At 35.9% G+C, this 4,738-nt stretch carries 5 protein-coding genes; all 5 read right to left on the bottom strand.

What is annotated here, in order from left to right:
- Positions 1–444: 444 nt before the first annotated feature.
- Positions 445–1,290: a DUF2785 domain-containing protein gene (locus tag ACOMCU_RS27815; protein ID WP_421052269.1), complete on the bottom strand. Its 846-nt coding sequence runs from the start codon at positions 1,288–1,290 to the stop codon at positions 445–447.
- A 193-nt stretch (positions 1,291–1,483) separates the two neighbouring features.
- A complete protein-coding gene (locus ACOMCU_RS27810) occupies positions 1,484–1,690 on the bottom strand; it encodes an S-layer homology domain-containing protein (protein ID WP_010858139.1) in 207 nt (68 codons plus the stop codon).
- A gap of 85 nt (positions 1,691–1,775) precedes the next feature.
- Positions 1,776–1,955, bottom strand: a complete 180-nt coding sequence (locus ACOMCU_RS27805; RefSeq protein WP_421052268.1) for an S-layer homology domain-containing protein — start codon at positions 1,953–1,955, stop codon at positions 1,776–1,778.
- Positions 1,956–2,052: 97 nt separating this feature from the next.
- A complete protein-coding gene (locus ACOMCU_RS27800) occupies positions 2,053–3,621 on the bottom strand; it encodes a glycoside hydrolase family 10 protein (protein ID WP_421052267.1) in 1,569 nt (522 codons plus the stop codon).
- A gap of 645 nt (positions 3,622–4,266) precedes the next feature.
- Positions 4,267–4,488 (bottom strand): hypothetical protein, encoded by a 222-nt coding sequence (locus ACOMCU_RS27795; RefSeq protein ID WP_010858136.1) that lies wholly within the window; start codon positions 4,486–4,488, stop codon positions 4,267–4,269.
- Between the last annotated feature and the right edge of the window lie 250 nt (positions 4,489–4,738).

Genomic DNA, 4,738 nt, shown 5'->3' with positions numbered 1-4,738 from the left:
AAGATTGATCAAAATGAATTCTTCTATTATGAATTAGTATACATTTTTTATAAAAAAGTTTGATCTTTTTCCAGCTATGTTGTTCAACAATTGCGCCCTTTAATGGAGGAACATGCCAGAGGGTGTCAAACAAAGAACTAAGGCTTATGTAAGACTCGTTGGCCTTCCCCATTTAATTAAATACGATTCAAGCTTAGCAAAGTCAGTTTTACCGTAAATTAATTTGCTGTTTTTAATTGGTTCAATCTCTATTGTCTGGTAATCAATGATGTTCAAACCCTCACCGGAATTTTTGTAAATCTGGAATACTTGCCTCTTCTTTTGTACGTTGTGGGTGGCACTTCCATTTTACCAAAGGATGGTTTCTTTTTGTTTTTCTTGACATAAAATGGGGCAATCCCTCAGCCAATTTTCCATGACTTTTGGGACAGCCCCTCTAATCCTTTAACTGATAGAAAACCTGTTCAATTTTGCCTCAGTAGCAAGCATGACAATGTTAAGCGCATTCCCTCGGCTATCTTGTCCCCTTCTGAAATAGAGACTGCGTAAAAAATTCTTGCTGTTCACGCGAGCAATCACCTGACTGCGACTTCTCGGCAAATGGCAGCATTGCGCTAAGCCGCTAATCCAATCAGCGATTTCTTGATGTAGAAGTAACTCTTTTTCAATCATCGTATCCACGATGTTGACCAACCGCTCATCATCCTCATCGCTAAAAACGTGTCTACCATTATGAAGCATGCCAGAAATAGCGACAAGAACCTCACGCAGCATTGCGACGCTGCTCTCCTCGCACTGCACCAGCTCGACAAAAACATCTGCACCGTGAGACGCGCTGTGAGCCCAGCCTCCTACTGAAAGGTAACCTCGCAGATCCTTCTCCTCTTTATAATAACGGAGCATTGCATGCATCAATTGCTCAATTTCAGCTTGATTGAAAAATGGATTCTGTCTGTGGCGTTGCACAATCAAAGCGATAGGCAAGGCAGAGAACGTCCTTGTAAAAACTGACTGATCATCCTCGTTGCCAATATTATAGAACAAATGGTTCTCATCAGTCAGAACAGTTAAGAGGCTACGCAACTCCTCTTCACTGAACCTATTCTCTTCCTTAATCCACATATAAAACATCGGATATATCAGGTTATCCCGTAATTCTGGCTGAGGATCGCCAATATATTGAAGTAACAAAGGTAAGAAATCTTGATGCTGCTCACCTTCGCGTAACTGATACTCATCCTTCTCAATTCTTTGCAAATCCAGCATCAATTTGGTCCTTGTATCGCTCATTTTCCCATCCCTCTCATCATTCGTTCACTCGCCTCGCCTTGATTCTCTTCGTAAATTGTGTTTAATAATTCTTTAGTCACGTATATTCCTTCGTCCACTGATAGTCCCCTGCTGAGCAGAAGGTTTTCAAAGCATACAATAAAACACTCTATAAAATTCTGAAACTTGAATTTTGTAGAGTGCTTCGTTGTGATTATTTCATGACACGGTACATAAATGCCACGAATTGTACACGTGTCACTGCCTGATTTGGTCTGAAATTACCATTGTAACCCAATGCAATGCCGTTATATGCTAGTGCGGCAATATAGTCATAGCTCCAATGTGTTGTTGGAACGTCCTGGAATGTGCTTGTCCCAGCTGGTGGGATACCAAATGCGAGTACAAGTATTTCCGCCATTTGTCCACGTGTTAGCGATTCATCTGGACTGAATGCCCCGTTTGAACCGTTTACAATAGCTGCCTATTGTAAACTTGTAATTGCCTCATAAGTATGGCTGACTCGTTGATACATCACTAAATGATACGTCCTTTCGTTTAAGTGTTAGCTCAAAAGTCCGTGCGATCATGACTGCAATATGCTTACGTTTAATTGGTTCATTCGGTCGAAACGTGCAGTCTGGATAGCCTGTGATAATACCACGAGCTGCGATGTCTTCAATCATGTCCTTAGCCCAGTTTTCGTGGAGATATCGTTGAATGTAATATTAGGCTTTGGATCTACAGGTTTTTCTGGTTGCTCTGGCCCTTCAGGTGTTGGCTCTATTGGTGCTGGTAAGGATTTCCGTCTTTTAGAACAAAAGCAGTTTTACTTTCCACACCTGTAGCAGATATAGACTTTATACCATATGTGTATACTTTACTATTATTTGCAATAGTATCTACATAAACAGTATTACCTTGTGTGTTATAAACCACGTCTACTATATTTTTAACGTCTTCGTATGATCCTTCTTTTGTTCCATCAAATCGGTATATTACATATTTCCTTGGTTGAGTACTATTTTTATCTGTAATAGTAAGCTTCATGCCGAAAGACTCTTTACTCAATTTAACATCAGTTGGACATAAAGGTATTGCAGAGCCTTTCCAATAAATTGTAGGTGTTAAAGCTTTATAATTGTATAGTTGCTGATTTAGATAAGAAGCATATCCAAGAGCGTTATTGTTAATACTTCTTAGAGAAAAATGCATTTGTCCTTGAGCATTTTTATTTGCTCTGTTGGCGATTACTTGGCTGATAAGTTCCGTCTTATTATTCCATGCAGTATCAGAATCATTTCCAACTTTATAATCGGCCATGCCAATATATAGATTAACAGGATGGGCTTTTGCGTACGTTTGAACTTCTCTTCCCCACCAATCTAATAAAACAGAGTAACTTGCTGCTTTATGATTTCTGGACCAATAGATTTGAGGAGCAATATAATCGATACTTCCATCTTTAATCCACTGTCTTGTATCAGCATAAATATCATCGTAGTTACTCATTCCATTCGTGTTACTACCAGTAGAATCTTGCCCTTTGTTTCGCCAAATTCCAAACGGAGATATTCCATATTGAACATGAGGTTTAATTGCATTAATGCTTGCATAAACCTTTTTTACTAATTGATTAACATTATTTCTGCGCCAGTCTTCAATATTATTGAAAGAGCCACCATACTTTTTAAAAGTTTGTTGATCTTGAAAAGTCTCTCCTTTTATTTTATAAGGATAGAAGTAATCATCCATATGTACAGCGTCGATATCATAGTTGCTTACTAATTCTTCTATGGTTGATAATAAGTAATTTTGAACTTCCGGCAAACCAGGATCTAAATAGTATTGTTTACCGTATTTCACTACCCAATTAGAATTTTTACGGGCTACATTATCGGCAGCAAGATTAGACAAAGATTGCGAAGGCATAGTGACCCTATATGGGTTTACCCAAGCATGAAGTTCTAATCCTCGCTTATGTGCTTCGTCCAGCATTATTTGCAATGGATCAAAACCCGGATTGGTCCCTTGTGTATTGCCTGTTATATACGATGACCATGGAGCAAGCTTAGACGGGTACAGTGCATCATTTAATGGCTTAACTTGAAAAATAACTGTATTAAAGTTATCAGCTTTTAATTTATCTAAGGTACTTTGAACCCATTGAGTATATTGGGTTTTACTCATACCTGCCTTCATATCAATATTAGATACTGTTGCAATCCAGGCTGCACGCATTTCATTTTGAGGTAGTGAATTAGCTGTAGCCTTTTGATTTGTAAAAACAGGGATAAGTAAAAGTAAAACCAAAAAAGTTACTAAGCACTTTCCAAAAAAATTTTTAAACATAAATAATGAAATCTCTCCTTTTTTAAATAATTATTTTTTATAATAATTTTTCAACAACTAATTCTCAGCTATTAAAACCTAGCTGTTACTATAACCTAAGTAAATACCATATCAGCCGATTCTATGTAGGAACTGATTTATCCTTCCAAAAAGTGTCTTACAGTAATTAGGTCTGTAGCGTTTTGTCGGCAGGACCCTCTATTGGTAATTTCAATGGTTTGCGAAGCTCGTTGGAAAATTTTATTCTTGTTTCTTCGCTCACTATATAATACCACAAATCCCCAATTATTCTCCCTTCACCGTTAATTTCCTTTGTTTAATATTCTTACGCCAATTTTATGAGAGCGTTGAATAGCAATTATTTGATCAATTGTTAAGTTCGTTTGAATATTTTTTTCTAGTGTAGCTTTAGAATAATGATTGATTAAAATATTTTCTTCAACCTTTATTTATTAGCAAATGCAAAAACTCCATTTTGAAAAAAGATTGATCAAATTGGAGTTAATTTTTCTAACTAAGTATGAGATTTTTATAAAAAAGTTTGATCAATTAAATGAGCCTTATTAAACTAAAGCTCCCTGTTTGTTTAAGTACATTTACTCACAAACTTAATTCTAAAAAAAGCTTAGGAGTACTTAAGCGTAATTACCACTTATCATTATTCTTATGAATTTTTCTATAAACGTAATCTGCATTTTTAATTCCTATCCAATTACTAATAAAATTAATACTCACAATAAAAATTCCAAATAAAACAAACGCCATACTGTAATGACCTAAGAAAATTAAAACAAAAGCAGCAACCAATATTAATATCATTAAAACTATTACCGTGACTTGTAATTTTCCCTTCTTCTTATCATTCATATGTTCAACCTCCTATCAATTCGCCAATATTTTTCCGTATCTTTTAATATGTTTTCAATGGTTTACTTTACCACATTCTAATATTTACAATACAATCCAGTATAAACCTTCTTAAACTAACCTCCCTCCCTCTATAAACATTGATGTATCAACGGTTTCCACCACTCCGTGGTGAAGAAAAAATAATTTTCCACTTCATTTATAAACAGTGTTTTGAATTTATAGTTATAATTTACAAGTTAGGCGTACG

The organism is Lysinibacillus sp. UGB7 (genome assembly GCF_049058285.1).
Classification (GTDB): domain Bacteria; phylum Bacillota; class Bacilli; order Bacillales_A; family Planococcaceae; genus Lysinibacillus; species Lysinibacillus sphaericus_B.
This window is presented reverse-complemented; position numbering and strand designations above follow the sequence as displayed.